General features: G+C 65.7%; 15 protein-coding genes. 10 read left to right on the top strand and 5 right to left on the bottom strand.

All coding sequences use genetic code 11. From position 1 onward, the window contains the following. Positions 1-41 precede the first annotated feature (41 nt). Positions 42-1,901, bottom strand: a complete 1,860-nt coding sequence (locus tag PSEWESI4_RS06175; protein WP_408004279.1) for an Lnb N-terminal periplasmic domain-containing protein — start codon at positions 1,899-1,901, stop codon at positions 42-44. Between the two features lie 177 nt (positions 1,902-2,078). Between PSEWESI4_RS06175 and PSEWESI4_RS06170 the strand changes: the two genes are divergently transcribed. From PSEWESI4_RS06170 to PSEWESI4_RS06150, 5 genes are all read left to right on the top strand, one after another. Beyond that, entirely contained in the window at positions 2,079-2,402 is a 324-nt protein-coding gene (locus PSEWESI4_RS06170) for a TraR/DksA family transcriptional regulator (RefSeq protein ID WP_187670315.1), read from the top strand. A gap of 122 nt (positions 2,403-2,524) precedes the next feature. Next, entirely contained in the window at positions 2,525-4,975 is a 2,451-nt protein-coding gene (locus PSEWESI4_RS06165) for a Lon protease family protein (protein ID WP_187670314.1), read from the top strand. 244 nt (positions 4,976-5,219) lie between these two features. After that, positions 5,220-5,561, top strand: a complete 342-nt coding sequence (locus PSEWESI4_RS06160) for a PA4575 family protein (protein WP_187670313.1) — start codon at positions 5,220-5,222, stop codon at positions 5,559-5,561. Positions 5,562-5,724: 163 nt separating this feature from the next. Continuing rightward, on the top strand, positions 5,725-6,213 hold the full coding sequence (locus PSEWESI4_RS06155; protein ID WP_187670312.1) for a TIGR00645 family protein: 489 nt from the start codon (positions 5,725-5,727) through the stop codon (positions 6,211-6,213). Positions 6,214-6,567: 354 nt separating this feature from the next. Further along, positions 6,568-7,185: an FKBP-type peptidyl-prolyl cis-trans isomerase gene (locus PSEWESI4_RS06150; protein ID WP_187670311.1), complete on the top strand. Its 618-nt coding sequence runs from the start codon at positions 6,568-6,570 to the stop codon at positions 7,183-7,185. A 199-nt stretch (positions 7,186-7,384) separates the two neighbouring features. Here PSEWESI4_RS06150 and PSEWESI4_RS06145 read toward each other — a convergent pair whose 3' ends face one another. Beyond that, positions 7,385-7,627, bottom strand: coding sequence for a PA4570 family protein (locus tag PSEWESI4_RS06145; protein ID WP_187670310.1), 243 nt, complete (start codon positions 7,625-7,627; stop codon positions 7,385-7,387). A 132-nt stretch (positions 7,628-7,759) separates the two neighbouring features. Beyond that, positions 7,760-8,728, bottom strand: coding sequence for a polyprenyl synthetase family protein (locus tag PSEWESI4_RS06140; RefSeq protein ID WP_187670309.1), 969 nt, complete (start codon positions 8,726-8,728; stop codon positions 7,760-7,762). 242 nt (positions 8,729-8,970) lie between these two features. On the opposite strand from PSEWESI4_RS06140, the gene rplU reads away from it, so the two are divergent. The 5 genes from rplU (at position 8,971) to PSEWESI4_RS06115 (ending at position 12,613) form a co-directional block, all read left to right on the top strand. After that, a complete protein-coding gene (rplU, locus tag PSEWESI4_RS06135; RefSeq protein ID WP_187670308.1) occupies positions 8,971-9,282 on the top strand; it encodes a 50S ribosomal protein L21 in 312 nt (103 codons plus the stop codon). A 37-nt stretch (positions 9,283-9,319) separates the two neighbouring features. Beyond that, entirely contained in the window at positions 9,320-9,577 is a 258-nt protein-coding gene (gene rpmA, locus PSEWESI4_RS06130; RefSeq protein ID WP_187670307.1) for a 50S ribosomal protein L27, read from the top strand. Between the two features lie 149 nt (positions 9,578-9,726). Next, complete coding sequence (cgtA, locus tag PSEWESI4_RS06125; RefSeq protein ID WP_187670306.1) at positions 9,727-10,950, top strand: Obg family GTPase CgtA; 1,224 nt, start codon at positions 9,727-9,729, stop codon at positions 10,948-10,950. Between the two features lie 69 nt (positions 10,951-11,019). Beyond that, entirely contained in the window at positions 11,020-12,138 is a 1,119-nt protein-coding gene (gene proB / locus PSEWESI4_RS06120) for a glutamate 5-kinase (RefSeq protein ID WP_187670305.1), read from the top strand. Between the two features lie 22 nt (positions 12,139-12,160). Beyond that, on the top strand, positions 12,161-12,613 hold the full coding sequence (locus tag PSEWESI4_RS06115; protein ID WP_187670304.1) for a CreA family protein: 453 nt from the start codon (positions 12,161-12,163) through the stop codon (positions 12,611-12,613). 41 nt (positions 12,614-12,654) lie between these two features. Here PSEWESI4_RS06115 and PSEWESI4_RS06110 read toward each other — a convergent pair whose 3' ends face one another. Next, positions 12,655-13,884 (bottom strand): MFS transporter, encoded by a 1,230-nt coding sequence (locus PSEWESI4_RS06110; protein WP_187670303.1) that lies wholly within the window; start codon positions 13,882-13,884, stop codon positions 12,655-12,657. Between the two features lie 101 nt (positions 13,885-13,985). Next, positions 13,986-14,300: a Rieske (2Fe-2S) protein gene (locus PSEWESI4_RS06105; RefSeq protein ID WP_187670302.1), complete on the bottom strand. Its 315-nt coding sequence runs from the start codon at positions 14,298-14,300 to the stop codon at positions 13,986-13,988. Positions 14,301-14,305 lie beyond the last annotated feature (5 nt).

Genomic DNA, 14,305 nt, shown 5'->3' with positions numbered 1-14,305 from the left:
GGCAGCCCAATTTCCCGGATTTCATCCGGGCTACATGGCCTTCAGTAGTGATACCACTTCAGCTCCAGGGAGACTTCGTTGACCGGCGCGGCCATCTGGCTGAACTCGCGCTGCGCGGACAGGCGCAGGCCGAGGTTGCGGGCCAGCTCCCACTGCTGGTTGAGCGATAGCGCGCGGCGTACCTCGCCATTGTGGAAGTAGTCTCCGCGCGCCTCGAGGCTCAGGTTGCCGAGGCCATTGCGCCACAGCAGGCCGGTATTGAACCCGGCGGCCGGGGCGATGAAGGCGGCGAAGTCTTCGTTGTGCTCGATGCGCAGGGTGCCGAGGGCGAAACCGAGCAGGTCGCCGCCCAGTTGCCAGCTACCGCCGGCGCCACCGCTCAGGTGGCTGACCAGCCGCTCGTCGCCGTCCTCGCCGAGCACCCGCTCCAGGCCGCCGCCAACCTGCCAGGACCACGGCTTGAGCAGCGTGTTGCGTGGCGTCAGCGAGCGGATATTGGCGAAGTCCAGGCGTTGCAGTTGCCAGTGGTTGCCTTCGTACTGGCGTAGCTTGAGCTGGAGGATTTCGATCTGCGCGCCGAGAGGGAAGCCGTAGGCGTTGTCGTTGAGGTCGTGATAGGCCATGCGCAGGCCGTACTCGGCGAAGGCGCGGTCGTCGCGGCTGCCGATGCCGAGCTGCCAGGTGCGCGACTGGTGGCCATCCTCCGGCTGGCCGGGGCGCCCGACCTCCAGCGGTGGCGGCGGATTGCGGTTGATCGCCTGGAGCAGGGCATAGCTGCGCTGGGCGGCGACCGCGTCGCGGGCCTCGCCAACGGCGCGGTAGCGGCCGAGGCGGAAGGCCGAGTCCTGGACCAGCGCCTGGCGGTCGCGCGGCAGCGCGGTGAACGCGGCATCGGCGAGCGCGGTTGGATCGTCGGCGATGCGCAGGACCTGTTCCTTCTCCGCGCGGTCGAGCGGTTCCGACCGGGCCAGCAGTTCGCGTTCGCGCGACGGGCGGTAGTCGATGCGTTCCACCAGGCCGGCGTTTTCCACCGCGCGCACGGTGTCGGTGGGGATGGCGGTGATAGGGAAGTCGTCGGTCAGCTCGACGCCGGGGCGGGCGATCTCCAGCAGTTCGAGCAGGCGGTAGGAGCAGTTCTCGTCGAAGAAGTAGTAGTCGAAGCGGATCTGCTTGAGTTCCCAGACATGCTCGACCATGCGTCCGGTTTCCTCGGGCGTCAGGTTCAGCCGGTATTCCCACAGGTCGCGGTTCTCCAGGCTGCGGTACTCGGCGAGCTTCTCGCGGTAGGGCACCAGGGCGAACAGGCCGGGATAACCGCCCATCAGGCCCTTCCAGGCATACAGGATGCTGTTGTCCATGCCTTCGATGAAGGCGCCGAAGTTCAGTGCGTAGCTGAGCAGCGCGGTGTTGTTCTCGTCGATGTCGGCCTGGTCGATGCGCAGCAGGGTGTGGCCGAACATCGACGACGGGCTGTTCAGGTAGGCGGCGGGGAACACCAGCACGGTGCTGTGCGGGGCGATGTCCTTGAACCAGGCGTCGAACTCCGCGCAATCCGGGCTCGGCAGGTCGTCCAGCCGCAGTTGCTCGCGCAGCCAGCGGGTGCGCGCCGGATAGACGCATTGCGGATGGCGGTCGCCGAGTTCGGCCGGGGCGTAGAGGGCGTCCAGGGTGGCGGCCAGCTCGGCGCGCGGGTTGCTGTCGCCGCCCTCGGCGAGGAAGAAATCGTCATCGTCGACATAACTGCGCCAGCCGCCGAGCTTGCCGGTTTCGTAGTGGCCGAGGGCGATCCAGTAGGGATCCCCGGCGAGGGCGTCGAGTTGCGCCGCGTCCCGCTGGGGCGCGGCCTGGGCGGACAGGGCGCCGGCGAGCGCCAGGGCCAGGGCGGGAAAAATCCGTTTCAAGGGGCGTCGTTCTTATTCCGGAGACGTGCACGGAGCTTTGGGGATGGGCGGGTGGGTGTCAAGCAAGCCGCCGAGCGGCAACTGTGCAAGTTTTTGTCGCAGCTCAATACCGGAACGCCGTTCCCTGTCCACACTAATGAAAATCCCCCTCGTACTTTTTCCTTCAGGAGTCCTGCCATGACCGCTTTCGATCCCCGTGCCGCGCTCGATGCCCTGGCGGCTGAGTACAGCGCGCGGGCCGCCGCCATCCGCCGTGACCTGGCGCGCAGCCATTCGCCGGACTTCGCCGAGCAGGCCGTGCAGCGGCAGAACGATGAAGTCCTGGAGGCGCTTCTGGCCGAAGCCGAGGCGGCATTGCTGCAGGTTGGCAAGGCCAAGTTGCGCCTCGCCGATGGCAGCTATGGCGAATGCCTGCGCTGCGGAGAACCGATCGAAGCCGGGAGGCTGCGCGTGTTGCCGGCGGCCGAGTACTGCCTGGCCTGCGCCGACCTGGAGCACTGAACCCGTGCCCGTAGGGTGGGCTGCAGCCCACCCTACGGTTGTGCCTGTGTTGCGCCTTGCCAGCGGCGCTTGGCCAGCGCCAGAATGCGGTCATCTCTCCTGCGGTTTCCTAAGGACTCCCGATGCCCGATCCCCTCGCCGCTGGCCTGCGCCTGGCGCCCGAAGCGCTGACCCGACCCTTCTCCCCCGACCAGTTCGACTTCGCCATCACCGAAGAGCTCGAGCCGTTCCGCGGCGTGCTCGGCCAGGAGCGAGCCGTCGAGGCCCTGCAATTCGGCGTGGCGATGCCGCGCCCCGGCTACAACGTCTATGTGATGGGCGAGCCGGGCACCGGCCGCTTCACCTTCGTCAAACGCTACCTCAAGGCCGAGGCCAAGCGTCTGCACACGCCGGCCGACTGGGTCTACGTCAACAACTTCGACGAGCCGCGCGAGCCCAAGGCGCTGGAACTGCCGCCAGGCACCGCCAGTGATTTCGTCGCCGACATCGGCGTGCTGATCGACAACCTGATGGCCACCTTCCCGGCGGCCTTCGAGCACCCGGCCTACCAGCAGAAGAAGAGCGCCATCGACCGCGCCTTCAACCAGCGCTACGACCGCGCCCTGGAACTGATCGAGCGATTGGCCCTGGAGCGCAACGTGGCGCTCTACCGCGACAGCAGCAACGTCGCCTTCACGCCGATGCGCGAAGGCAAGGCCCTGGACGAGGCCGAGTTCGCCCAGTTGCCGGAGGCCGAGCGCGAGCGTTTCCATACCGATATCGCCGAGCTGGAGGATCGTCTCAACGAGGAACTGGCCAGCCTGCCGCAGTGGAAGCGCGAGTCGAGCAACCAACTGCGCCACCTCAATGAGGAAACCATCACCCTGGCGTTGCAGCCGCTGCTTGCCCCGTTGTCGGAAAAGTACGCGGAAAATGCCGGTGTCTGCGCCTATCTCCAGGCTTTGCAGGTCAATCTGCTGAAGACCGTGGTCGATCAACTGGTCGAGGTGGAGAAGGTCGACGTGCAGACCCGCAAGCTGCTCGAAGAGCAGTACAGCCCCTGCCTGGTGGTCGGCCATCATGCCGATGGCGGCGCGCCGGTGGTGTTCGAGTCGCACCCGACCTACGACAACCTGTTCGGCCGCATCGAATACAGCACCGACCAGGGCGCGCTCTACACCAGCTACCGGCAACTGCGCCCGGGCGCCCTGCATCGCGCCAATGGCGGCTTCCTGGTGCTGGAGGCGGAGAAGCTGCTCGGCGAGCCCTTCGTCTGGGACGCCCTGAAGCGCGCCCTGCACGCCCGCAAGCTGAAGATGGAGTCGCCGATCGGCGAGTTCGGCCGGCTGGCCACCGTGACCCTCACCCCGCAGGTCATCCCGTTGCAGGTCAAGGTCATCATCATCGGCTCGCGGCAGCTCTACTACGCGCTGCAGGACCACGACCCGGACTTCCAGGAGATGTTCCGCGTGCTGGTGGACTTCGACGAGGAAATCTCCCTCTCCGAGGACAACCTCGAACAGTTCGCCCAACTGCTCAAGACCCGCACCAGCGAGGAGGGCCTGGCGCCGTTGACCTCCGACGCGGTGGCGCGCCTGGCCACCTACAGTTCGCGCCTGGCCGAACACCAGCAGCGCCTGTCGGCGCGCATCGGCGACCTGTTCCAACTGGTCAGCGAGGCCGACTTCATTCGCCAACTGGCCAACGACCAGGTCACCGACGCCGGTCATATCGAGCGTGCCCTGAAGGCCAAGGCGACCCGCACCGGGCGCGTCTCGGCGCGCATCCTCGACGACATGCTGGCCGGCATCATCCTGATCGACACCGCCGGCGCTGCGGTGGGCAAGTGCAACGGGTTGACCGTGCTGGAGGTCGGCGATTCGGCGTTCGGCGTGCCGGCGCGGATTTCCGCCACCGTCTATCCGGGCGGCAGTGGCATCGTCGATATCGAGCGCGAGGTCAGCCTCGGCCAGCCGATCCACTCCAAGGGGGTGATGATCCTCACCGGCTACCTGGGCAGCCGTTATGCACAGGAGTTCCCCCTGGCGATCTCGGCGAGCATCGCACTGGAGCAGTCCTACGGCTACGTCGACGGTGACAGCGCCTCGCTCGGCGAGGTCTGCACGCTGATCTCGGCATTGTCGCGCACGCCGCTCAAGCAGTGCTTCGCCATCACCGGCTCGATCAACCAGTTCGGCGAGGTGCAGGCGGTCGGTGGGGTCAACGAGAAGATCGAAGGGTTCTTCCGCCTCTGCGAGGCGCGTGGCCTGAGCGGTGAGCAGGGGGTGATCATTCCCCATGCCAACGTCACGAACCTGATGCTCGACGACCGCGTGCTGCAGGCGGTGCGCAACGGCCAGTTCCATGTCTACGCGGTGCGTTACGTCGACGAGGCGCTGAGCCTGCTGGTGGGACGCGAGGTCGGCGTGGCGGATGACCAGGGGAACTTCCCGGAGGGCAGCGTCAACGCCCAGGTGGTCGAGCGCCTGCGCGAGATCGCCGAACTGGACATGGAAGAGGAAGACAAGACCTCGGCCAAGGAAGTGCAGATCAAGGGCGCGGCGGTCGCCGCGGAGAAGGCCAAGGAGTCCTGACAGACCCTGCCTTGCAGCCCGGATGCGATCCGGGTTGCGAGGTCACCGGTTTCCCGGATTGCACCGGGCGAGAACTGGTCAGTCCTTGAGCGATGCCTGGTCGGCCCCGAGCCTGGCTGGCCCGGCCGCCTTTCCCACGTGTCCTCCACAGAGTTATCCACAGTTCGTGGGGATAACCGCGAGGCTTCCCTGGGGCGCCGTTGGGGGTGTAGGCTGGAGTCCGGACCCTGCGAGGAGCGCCATCATGTCGCGTAGCCTCTGCCTCACCCGCCGGTGTCTTGGGCTGGTCACGCGTATCGAATGCGCGGTCCGGCCGCTGTCAGGCGAAAGCGGTCTCTGGACGTTGATCTGTGCAGCCGGCATCGCCGGCAGCCAACCCACCGCCGTCAAGGCGCAAGGCCCGTTCCATGGGCCTTTCGTGGCCGAGTCGGTACTCGACGCGATTGCCGAGAACCTCGTCGTGATGGGCTACGAGGAGTCCGTCGAGCCCTCCATCTGGTGCCTGCATATCCAGGCCGAGCTGCGCCGGGTGAATGCCACCCGTGGCCGTTGCCTGAGCGACTGCCAATTCCACCCCGAGAGCTGAAGCCGGCGTTCCGCCCGCGAATGGCGGCGGGCCCGTGGCTGCGGTGCGGCGGAAATTGCGTCCACAGAGTTATCCACAAGTGCTGCTGCGCAGTGGCCAGTGTTGTCTGGCAATGGCGTCTGGGTATACTCGCCGCCATTTTTCGCGCACACGGTGAGAGTCCATGGAACGCTTTATCGAAAACACGATGTATGCCTCGCGCTGGCTACTGGCGCCGATCTATTTCGGCCTTTCCCTGGCGCTGCTGGCATTGACCCTGAAGTTCTTCCAGGAGGTCTACCACCTGCTGCCGCACGTGTTCGAGAAGACCGAGGCGGAGCTGATCCTGGTCCTGCTGTCGATGATCGACATGGCGCTGGTCGGCGGCCTGCTGGTGATGGTGATGATTTCCGGCTACGAGAACTTCGTCTCGCAACTGGACATCGACGAGAGCAAGGAAAAGCTCGACTGGCTGGGCAAGATGGACTCCGGTTCGCTGAAGATGAAGGTGGCCGCGTCCATCGTGGCGATCTCCTCCATCCACCTGCTGCGCATGTTCATGGACGCCCAGCAGATCACCAACGACAAGCTGCTGTGGTACGTGATCATCCACATGACCTTCGTGGTCTCGGCCTTTGCCATGGGCTACCTGGACAAGCTGACGAAGCATTGATGGTCGATAAGGGGGCTGGAGGCTGGAAGGCTGGACGAAAAAGCAGCCTGGGGTTGGTGGTGGTCTTGTAGGGGCGTCCCCCTCGTCCGCTGTTGTAGGAGCCAGCTTGCTGGCGATGCCTTGGACGTTGCCGGTGATCGCGCGCATGGCGCGCTCCTACAGGTCAGCATCGATGTTGACCTGTAGGATCGGCGGGGACGCCCAGTTCCATGGCCGCGAAAAAGGTTTGACGTAGAGGTGCGTGCCCAGAACCCTGTCCAGCCTCCAGCCTCCAGCCTCCAGCCTCCAGCCTCCAGCCTCCAGCCTCCACTTGTGCTAGTCTGGCCGCCCTTTTTTCCCAAGCGGGATCCCGCCATGTCCGAACTCGATCTTTCCACCGACGAAACCCGTGTCAGCTACGGCATCGGCCGCCAGCTCGGCGACCAGTTGCGCGACAACCCGCCGCCGGGCGTCAGCCTGGAGGCGGTGGTCGCCGGCCTGCGCGATGCCTTCGCCAACCAGCCGAGCCGGGTTGGCCGGGACGAGCTGTCGGCCAGCTTCCAGGTGATCCGCGAGCGCATGCAGGTGGAAGCCCAGGCCAAGGCCGAGGCCGCCTCGGCTGCTGGCGTCGCCTTCCTGGTCGAGAACGCCAAGCGCGAAGGTATCGTCGAACTGGCTTCGGGCCTGCAGTACGAAGTGCTGACCGCTGGCGAAGGCGCCAAGCCGTCCCGCGAGGATACCGTGCGCACTCACTACCACGGCACCCTGATCGACGGCACCGTGTTCGACAGCTCCTACCAGCGCGGCCAACCCGCCGAGTTTCCGGTCGGTGGCGTGATCGCCGGTTGGGTCGAGGCGCTGCAACTGATGAACACCGGCAGCAAATGGCGCCTGTACGTGCCGAGCGAGCTGGCCTACGGTGGCCAGGCCGTCGGCAGCATCCCGCCGCACAGCGTGCTGATCTTCGACGTCGAGTTGCTGGAAATTCTCTGATCTTTCGGTCGCGTCGATGAAAAGGCCGGGAGCCCGAACAGGCTCCCGGCCTTTTTCATTGTGGATAAATGATTCCCGGGCGGAGCTTCCCTGTCCCGTCCGGAGAATCCTCAAGAGCGCCGTTGCCCTTGAATGAGCGCCCGGCAGGCGGGCGCGAGTGCTGCGTCCCGGCAGCCTCAACCGCAGTGTTCACAAGATCCTAGTGCAGCTCGTTGCCCGGGCGCAGGGCGCGGGCGTAGCAGAACAGGAACAGATTGCGGACCAGTTCCTTGAGGACCAGGGGCTCGTTGGAGTTCAGCCCGTTCAGGTCCAGGTCCCCTTGGTCGCGCAGTTCGTCGAGGGCTTCTTCTTCAAGCACGGCACAGACTTCGCCGGTCTCGCGATGGAGTATCCGCAGGTAGGGGTGCGGACGCTCCAGCCAGGCATCGATCAAGTAGGTCATGGCTCATCTCCGTGTGTCGCGTCTGTTGATGAGAATAATTCTTATTATCGAAATAGCAAGTACCAATTGGAATTTTTTCCACGGACATGAAAAAGCCCGCCGAAAGGCGGGCTTGGTGCAGAGCGCGTGATCTCAGTGTGTGCGGGCCACCGCGAACTGGCTGAGCTCGACCAGTGCGTCGCGATAGGGGCCGGCGGGCAGGCTGTCCAGGCAGGCGATTGCCTGGGCGGCATAGTCGCGGGCGAGGTTCGCGGTGTAGTCGAGCGAGCCGGAGGCTTCGACGGCGGCGCGGATGCTTTCCAGGTCTTCGCTGCCGCCTTGCTGGATGGCCTTGCGCACCAGGGCCGCCTGCTCGGCGCTGCCTTCGCGCATGGTGTAGATCAGCGGCAGGGTCGGCTTGCCCTCGGCGAGGTCGTCACCGACGTTCTTGCCCAGGGTCTCGCTGTCGCCGCGATAGTCGAGCAGGTCGTCGACGAGTTGGAAGGCGACGCCCAGGTGGTCGCCGAAGCGGCGCAGCGCCTCGGCCTGCTCCGGCGAAGCGTCGGCCAGGGCGGCGGCGCTATGGGTCGAGGCCTCGAACAGCATCGCCGTCTTGCCGCGGATGACCTCCATGTAGACTTCTTCCGTGGTGCTGGCGTCGCGCACCTTGGACAACTGCAGCACTTCGCCCTCGGCGATCACCCGGGTGGCCCGGGAGAGGATGCGCATGACCGGCAGCGAGCCCAGCTCGACCATCATTTCGAAGGAGCGGGAATAAAGGAAGTCGCCGACCAGCACGCTCGGCGCGTTGCCCCACAGCGCATTGGCGGTGGAGCGGCCACGGCGCATGCCGGACATGTCGACCACGTCGTCATGGAGCAGGGTGGCGGTGTGCAGGAACTCGATGGTGGCGGCGAGGAGGCGCAGGTCGTCGCCCTCGCGTCCCAGCGCCTTGCCGCAGAGCAGCACCAGCAGTGGGCGAAGGCGCTTGCCACCGGCGGAGATGATGTAGTCGCCGATCTTTTCCACCAGAGGCACGCGGGAAGTGAGCTGCTTTCTGATAATGCCGTCGACGGCGGTGAAATCGTCCGCCACTACCCGATAGAATGCCTGGGGTTGCATCAGTGACTCGTGCTCCTCATAGGTTGCGCGGCATGCTAGGTGCCGGGGTAGGGGCTGTCAAGGCAAGCGCCGACGGTGCTTGCGGACGTCGCGCGGCTTGCGTACAATCGCGGCCCCTGAACTTCCCTGGGCAGCACCTGCCTTACGCAAATGCACGGGAGTCCTTCCGGCCTCGTGCAGCCATGCCAGCCGATACCTCTTCTTCTAAAGCGCTGGGTGAGCAGGATTAACGGAGATATACCATGTACGCAGTAATTGTTACCGGTGGCAAACAGTACAAAGTCACCGAAGGCGAATTCCTCAAGGTCGAAAAGCTCGAAGTCGGTACCGGCGAAGCTGTGACCTTCGACCGCGTTCTGCTGGTCGGCAATGGCGACGACGTGAAGATCGGCGCTCCGGTGGTCGATGGCGCCAAAGTGGTCGCTGAAGTGGTCTCCCAAGGCCGTCACGACAAAGTGCGCATCATCAAGTTCCGCCGTCGTAAGCACCACATGAAGCGTCAGGGCCACCGTCAGTGGTTCACTGAGATCAAAATTACCGGTATCCAGGCCTGATCCGTTCGGCCCGATCCCTTATTTGGAGTATTGACTCATGGCACACAAAAAAGCTGGCGGTTCTACCCGTAACGGCCGCGATTCCGAAAGTAAACGCCTTGGCGTGAAAGTGTACGGTGGCCAGGTCGTCAAGGCCGGCAACATCATCGTGCGTCAGCGCGGCACCCAGTTCCACGCCGGTTACGGCGTCGGCATGGGCAAGGATCACACCCTGTTCGCGAAAGTCGAGGGTGTGCTCAAGTTCGAAGTGAAGGGCGCCCAGAACCGTCGCTACGTGAGCATCGTCGCGGCCTGATCGCGGCTCTGCTGGAAAAGCCCTGTCTCGCGACGGGGCTTTTTTGTTTCTGAAAGTCGTGAGGCTTTTGCAAAATGACTTCGCGAGATTTTGCAAAGGCCTTATGTTGATTGGGTTATCTGGCCCGCTATGCGGCGGGAGGCAAAACGATGAAATTCGTCGATGAAGTATCGATATTTGTGAAAGCCGGTGACGGCGGCAACGGCATGATGAGCTTCCGCCGCGAGAAGTTCATCGAGAAGGGCGGCCCCAACGGCGGCGACGGTGGCGACGGTGGTTCGGTCTATATGGAGGCCGACGAAAACCTCAATACCCTGGTCGACTACCGCTATACCCGTCGCTTCAATGCACAGAACGGCGAGAAGGGCGGCAGCACCGATTGCACCGGCGCCAAGGGCGAGGACCTGATCCTGCCGGTGCCGGTCGGCACCACGGTGATCGACGCCGGCACCCAGGAAGTCATCGGCGACCTGACCAAGCCGGGGCAGCGCCTGCTGGTGGCCCAGGGCGGCTGGCACGGCCTGGGCAACACCCGCTTCAAGTCCAGTACCAACCGCGCTCCGCGGCAGACCACGCCGGGCAAGCCGGGCGAGGCGCGCGACCTCAAGCTGGAGCTGAAGGTCCTGGCGGACGTCGGCCTGCTCGGCCTGCCCAACGCCGGCAAGAGCACCTTCATTCGTTCCGTGTCGGCGGCCAAGCCGAAGGTGGCGGACTACCCGTTCACCACCCTGGTGCCGAACCTCGGTGTGGTCAGCGTCAGCCGCTACAAGAGTTTCGTGATCGCCGATATTCCCGGCCTGATCGAGGGCGCTTCGGAAGGCGCCGGCCTGGGCATCCGCTTCCTCAAGCACCTGGCGCGGACCCGTCTGCTCCTGCACCTGGTGGACATGGCGCCGCTGGATGAGAGCGATCCGGCCGACGCGGCCGAGGTCATCGTCGAGGAACTGAAGAAGTTCAGCCCGGCGCTGGCCGAGCGGGACCGCTGGCTGGTGCTGAACAAGTCCGACCAGTTGCTTGAGGAGGAGCGCGAGGAGCGGGTGCGCGCCGTCGTCGAGCGTCTCGACTGGAAGGGACCGGTATTCGTCATCTCCGCGCTGGAGCGCGAGGGCACCGAAGCGCTGGGACAGGCGATCATGCGCTACCTCGACGAGCGCGACCTGCGCATCGCCGAGGAGCCGGCCTACGCCGAGGCGCTGGCCGAACTGGATCAACGCATCGAGGACGAGGCACGCGCCAGGTTGCAGGCGCTGGATGATCGCCGTGCCTTGAAACGCGCCGGCCTGCGGAGTGTCGATGACGTGGGTGACGACGATTGGGATGACGATTTCGAGGATGACGATGATGGTCCCGAGATCATCTATGTCCGCGAATGAGGTATCTTACGGCGCCGCTTTATAGCGGCGTCGTGCTGATTGCGGGTCTTCAGGCAGGGGTTGAAGAAGATGCGGGACAAGGTGACCGGCGCGCAGCGCTGGGTGGTGAAGATCGGCAGTGCGCTGCTGACCGCCGATGGGCGCGGGCTCGACCGCTCCGCCATGGCGGTATGGGTCGAGCAGATGGTCGCCCTGCGCGAGGCGGGCGTTGAGCTGGTACTGGTTTCTTCCGGTGCGGTGGCCGCGGGCATGAGTCGCCTGGGCTGGGTGGCCCGGCCAAGCGCCATGCACGAGTTGCAGGCGGCGGCTGCTGTCGGGCAGATGGGCCTGGTGCAAGCCTGGGAGTCCAGCTTCGCCCAGCATGGCCGGCATACCGCGCAGATCCTGCTGACCCATGACGACCTGTCCGACCGCAAGCGCTACCTGAATGCGCGCAGCACCCTTCGCACCCTGGTCAATCTCGGCGTGATCCCGGTGATCAACGAGAACGACACGGTGGTCACCGACGAGATCCGCTTCGGCGACAACGACACCCTGGCGGCGCTGGTGGCCAACCTGGTGGAGGCCGACCTGCTGGTGATCCTCACCGACCGTGATGGCATGTTCGATGCCGATCCGCGCTACAACCCCGATGCCCAACTGATCTCCGAGGCGCGTGCCGACGATGCGGCCCTGGACGCGGTGGCTGGCAGCACTGGTGGTGCGCTCGGTCGCGGTGGCATGCAGACCAAACTGCGTGCGGCACGATTGGCGGCGCGTTCCGGCGCGCATACGGTGATCGTCGGCGGGCGTATCGAACGAGTGCTGGACCGCCTCAAGTCCGGCGAGCGCCTGGGTACCCTGCTGGCGCCCGAGCGCGGCCTGCTGGCGGCGCGCAAGCAGTGGCTGGCCGGCCACCTGCAGACGCGCGGCGTGCTGACCCTGGATGCTGGCGCGGTCGATGCCCTGGTGCGCGGCAACAAGAGCCTGCTGCCGGTTGGCGTCAAGGCGGTCGAGGGTAACTTCCGGCGTGGCGAGATGGTGCTCTGCGTGGCGCCGGACGGCCGCGAGGTGGCGCGCGGCCTGGTCAACTACAGCGCGGCCGAGGCGCAGAAGATCCTCGGCCAGCCATCCGACCTGATCGAGCGGCTGCTCGGCTATGTCGATGAGCCCGAGCTGGTGCATCGCGACAACCTGATTCTGATCTGACGGCATTCGCCAGGGAGGGGAAATGGGCAAGTGGTTGGCGTGGCTGGCGCTGCTGCCGGCGGTGGCTGCGGCCGAGCAGATCGGCGAGGTGTCCACGGTGTTCAAGTGGGTCGGCCCGAATGACAAGATCGTCGTCGAGGCATTCGACGATCCCAAGGTCGAGGGCGTGACCTGCTACCTGTCGCGGGCCAGGACCGGTGGGGTGAAGGGCGGCCTCGGCCTGGCCGAGGACCGCGCCGAAGCGTCCATCGCCTGCCGGCAGGTCGGACCGATCCGCTTCCGCGAAGAGCTGAAGAATGGCGAGGAAGTGTTCAAGGAGCGCACTTCGCTGGTCTTCAAGACCATGCAGGTGGTGCGCTTCTTCGACCGCAAGCGCAACGCGCTGGTCTATCTGGTCTACAGCGACCGGGTCATCGAAGGTAGCCCGCAGAATGCGGTGACCGCCATTCCGATCCTGCCCTGGCCGGGGCAGTGAGCCCAGGGGCCCCTGTCTGAAAAAGCCGGCGTCGCGGCGCGTTACGCACCCTGGGCCGGCTCGTGCATGCGGTCGCGCCGGGCGAGGGTTGGGAACAGTTTCATCCACAGGCCGGTGACCACCAGCGCACCTATGCCACCGATCAGCACCGCCGGCACCGTGCCGAACCAGGACGCGGTGAGGCCGGCGCGGAAATCGCCGAGCTGATTGGAGGCGCCGATGAACAGCGAGTTCACCGCGCCGACGCGTCCACGCATCTCGTCCGGGGTCTGCAACTGCACGAAGGCGCCACGGATCACCATGCTGATCATGTCCGCCGCGCCCAGCAGCACCAGGGTCGCCAGGCTGAACCACAGCGAAGTGGACAGGCCGAAGCCGATGGTCGCCACGCCGAACACCGCCACCGAGGTGAACATCACCGGGCCGACCTTGCGCTCGATGGGGAAGCGCGCCAGCCACAGCGACATCAGTAGCGCACCCACCGCCGGCGCCGAGCGCAGCAGGCCGAGGCCCCAGGGGCCGGTAAGCAGGATGTCCTTGGCGAATACCGGCAGCAGGGCGGTGGCGCCGCTGAGCAGCACCGCAACCATGTCCATGGATACCGCGCCGAACACGTCCGCCCGGCTGCGCAGGAAGCGGAAGCCGGCCAGCAGCGATTCCACGGAGACCTTCTGTTTGCTCGGCTGCTGGTGCTTCGGCAGGCGCAGCATCAGGTTCAGGGCGATCAGGTAGAGCGCGGCGCTGGGCCCGTAGACCCAGGCGGCATCCACCGCGTAGAGCAGGCCACCGAGTGCCGGGGCGACGATGGTAGCCATCTGCATGGCCGAGGCGGACGCCCCCACCGCTGCGGGAAACAGTCCCGCCGGCACGATGTTCGGCAGCAGCGCCTGGGTGGTCGGCATCTCGAAGGCCCGCGCGCTACCGAGCAGGAAGGCGATGAGGAAGATCAGCTCGCGGCTGAGGCCGCCAGCGCCGGCGAGGATCAGCAGGGCCAGGGCGATCAGGCCCTGGCCGGTCTGGCAGATGGCGGCCACCTTGCGCCGGTCGAAGCGATCGGCCACGTGGCCGGTGAGCAGGATGAACAGGATCTTGGGCAGGAACTCGATGAGGCCGACCAGGCCGAGGTCGAGCACGTTGCCGGTCAGGCTGTACATCTGCCAGCCGATTGCCACGGTGAGCATCTGGAAACCGCTGGCGGTGAATACGCGGGCGAACCAGAAGGCGAGGAAGGGGCGGTGGTGGCGGAGCAGGAGTTTCTGGTGGGTGGACATGGGGACGCCTGGTGCTTAGCAGGCTAATAGTTTGCCAGCATGCGGCCCTGCATGTAACCGGATGTGTCGACGAGGCTTCCGCGGCATCCGCCTCGGCGGCCCTACAACAGCCAGATACCTTCGCCGTCCTCTCTGCACGCCAGGGCCGTCAGTGATTCGCCGGCGCAAGGCCCGGCCACGCATTCGCCGCTGTCGATCAGGAACAGCGCACCATGCTGGGCGCACTGGATCAGGCTGCCGCTGGGGTCGAGGAACTGGTCTGGCGCCCAGTCGAGCGGGGTGCCTCGATGCGGGCAGCGATTGCGATAGGCGTGCACCTGCCCGTGGCGCCGCACGGCGAGCAGTTGCAAACCATCAACGAGAAAGCCCCGGCTCTGGCCTTCAGCTAGTTCGTCCGGGGCGCATAGCCGGATCATCGCGA

The organism is Zestomonas carbonaria (assembly GCF_904061905.1).
Classification (GTDB): Bacteria; Pseudomonadota; Gammaproteobacteria; order Pseudomonadales; family Pseudomonadaceae; genus Aquipseudomonas; species Aquipseudomonas carbonaria.
The sequence above is the reverse complement of the archived record's forward strand: the minus strand, read 5'-3'. Positions and strand labels throughout refer to the sequence as shown.

Excerpts from the sequence above, each read along its gene's own strand:
- PSEWESI4_RS06170 (WP_187670315.1), top strand. The coding sequence starts at position 2,079 with ATGACCGCTTTCGATCCCCGTGCCGCGCTCGATGCCCTGGCGGCTGAG.
- PSEWESI4_RS06165 (WP_187670314.1), top strand. The coding sequence starts at position 2,525 with ATGCCCGATCCCCTCGCCGCTGGCCTGCGCCTGGCGCCCGAAGCGCTG.
- PSEWESI4_RS06160 (WP_187670313.1), top strand. The coding sequence starts at position 5,220 with ATGTCGCGTAGCCTCTGCCTCACCCGCCGGTGTCTTGGGCTGGTCACG.
- PSEWESI4_RS06155 (WP_187670312.1), top strand. The coding sequence starts at position 5,725 with ATGGAACGCTTTATCGAAAACACGATGTATGCCTCGCGCTGGCTACTG.
- PSEWESI4_RS06150 (WP_187670311.1), top strand. The coding sequence starts at position 6,568 with ATGTCCGAACTCGATCTTTCCACCGACGAAACCCGTGTCAGCTACGGC.
- PSEWESI4_RS06145 (WP_187670310.1), bottom strand. The coding sequence starts at position 7,627 with ATGACCTACTTGATCGATGCCTGGCTGGAGCGTCCGCACCCCTACCTG.
- PSEWESI4_RS06140 (WP_187670309.1), bottom strand. The coding sequence starts at position 8,728 with ATGCAACCCCAGGCATTCTATCGGGTAGTGGCGGACGATTTCACCGCC.
- rplU (WP_187670308.1), top strand. The coding sequence starts at position 8,971 with ATGTACGCAGTAATTGTTACCGGTGGCAAACAGTACAAAGTCACCGAA.
- rpmA (WP_187670307.1), top strand. The coding sequence starts at position 9,320 with ATGGCACACAAAAAAGCTGGCGGTTCTACCCGTAACGGCCGCGATTCC.
- cgtA (WP_187670306.1), top strand. The coding sequence starts at position 9,727 with ATGAAATTCGTCGATGAAGTATCGATATTTGTGAAAGCCGGTGACGGC.
- proB (WP_187670305.1), top strand. The coding sequence starts at position 11,020 with ATGCGGGACAAGGTGACCGGCGCGCAGCGCTGGGTGGTGAAGATCGGC.
- PSEWESI4_RS06115 (WP_187670304.1), top strand. The coding sequence starts at position 12,161 with ATGGGCAAGTGGTTGGCGTGGCTGGCGCTGCTGCCGGCGGTGGCTGCG.
- PSEWESI4_RS06110 (WP_187670303.1), bottom strand. The coding sequence starts at position 13,884 with ATGTCCACCCACCAGAAACTCCTGCTCCGCCACCACCGCCCCTTCCTC.
- PSEWESI4_RS06105 (WP_187670302.1), bottom strand. The coding sequence starts at position 14,300 with ATGATCCGGCTATGCGCCCCGGACGAACTAGCTGAAGGCCAGAGCCGG.